Source organism: Moorena sp. SIO2C4 (assembly GCF_010672485.1).
Lineage (GTDB): Bacteria > Cyanobacteriota > Cyanobacteriia > Cyanobacteriales > Coleofasciculaceae > Moorena > Moorena producens.
In genome coordinates this window covers 1-1468 of the sequence record NZ_JAAHGN010001427.1, presented here as the reverse complement: position 1 = coordinate 1468, position 1468 = coordinate 1, and the positions used below count along the sequence as shown (strand labels likewise).

The window sequence follows — 1468 nt, the reverse complement described above, 5'->3', positions numbered from 1 at the left end:
ATTGAGAGGATACTCCAGAGCTTTTTGGGGAGTCACCCATACCCATTGCTCAATTTCTTCGTTGGGAGTGATGGTTTCTCTGGCAGAAAAGGCATAGTAATTAACCATGATGAAATGGGCTTCTCGCACAAACTGTGAGTCCAACACTGCTTCCTGTAGCAACCCAAAGCGTACCTGAGTTAAATCTAGACCAACTTCTTCCCGAAACTCTCTGAGCAGTGCCTCTTCGAGGGTTTCACCCCATTCTACTTTACCTCCTGGTACACCCCATTGACCCCGCCATTTAGTGGTTTTCACAATCAAAATTCGTCCACTTGTAGTTAAGGCAAGTGCCCCTACCGTAGTCAAAGGAAACTGCCCCTGCACAGATAGCCCTCCATTTATGATTTTCTTTGGAATCCCATTGCTTAGCTTGTTTTGTCGAATTTTTTGTTCACAGACCTACTTGGCATAGGTGAGCGCAGTTTTCAATCTTTAAGGATCACCATCTGATATCACCAATCACTAATCGTGATTTCTGGGCTAGTGGCCAGTAAATCACGATTATGTCAATTTCAGGGATCAGGTCGAAGCTATTTCCTGTATAAAACTTGATTGTCCCAATAATCTACCATGCCCAAACGCGCTTATCGTCCGGTTGAGCAACAATGAACCACCCCTTAGTGAAAAATCTTGTATCCACTGGCAAGGCATTTCAGGGGAAGTCTGATACGCTAACTCTCTAGACCTTGAATAACTTCCAGGCTATCAGGAGGTGTTATATTGAAAATTTAAACTCCCCAGGCAAGATTCGAACTTGCGACCAATCGGTTAACAGCCGACCGCTCTACCGCTGAGCTACTGAGGATTGCCAAACAATTGCTCTTCACATCTACTGATTATAATCATAAAGTACAAAGTCTGGCAAGTACTTTCGCAAATTTTTTTGAAATCACTGTTGTGTCGGGAGTTTTGAGTACAGGTTACAGTCAACAATAAATAGTTAACAATAATCAGTCCAGTAAATATAAGCCAGTCGGTAGTCAACAGTCAGTAGTCAGCAATAATATCCTAATGGTTGACTTCTTGCCACTGTAACCCATGCTTGAGTGGGGAACGGCTTGATTCAACGTTGACGTTGAGCAACGGTTTTTGGTTAACCCCTGATTGCCTTTGTTTTTCTAACACTGCTCTAGCTAATGCAGCTTGTCGTTCCACTTCTTCCTTTAAATGCTGCTTACGGGAATACTCAGCTATCTTGATTCTCGCTTTCTGGTAGGTGGGGGTTTCTTTAGGGATTTGAGACAAATACACTAGCGCTTTAATAAAGTTACCCTGTCCTCCTTGTTCATAGGCTTCTTGTAACAAGTACTCTGCTCGAATCTGTTGCTTTTGCTGATATTCCTTCAGCTTTGGTTGGACTTTAGCACCGGTGCGGGTTTCTGGATGGATTTGTTCGAGTAGTGCGATCGCATTGGTAAACTCTTGG

Annotated in this window: 1 protein-coding gene, 1 tRNA gene and 1 pseudogene; all 3 read right to left on the bottom strand. The window is 43.3% G+C overall.

Annotated elements, in window-relative coordinates; genetic code table 11:
* Positions 1–366, bottom strand: a 366-nt coding sequence (locus F6K20_RS38255; protein ID WP_287298396.1) for an NUDIX domain-containing protein, incomplete at its 3' end; no start/stop codon positions are given.
* A 409-nt stretch (positions 367–775) separates the two neighbouring features.
* Positions 776–847, bottom strand: a tRNA-Asn gene (locus tag F6K20_RS38250).
* Between the two features lie 203 nt (positions 848–1050).
* Positions 1051–1468, bottom strand: a pseudogene (locus F6K20_RS38245) (hypothetical protein); the annotation flags it as partial.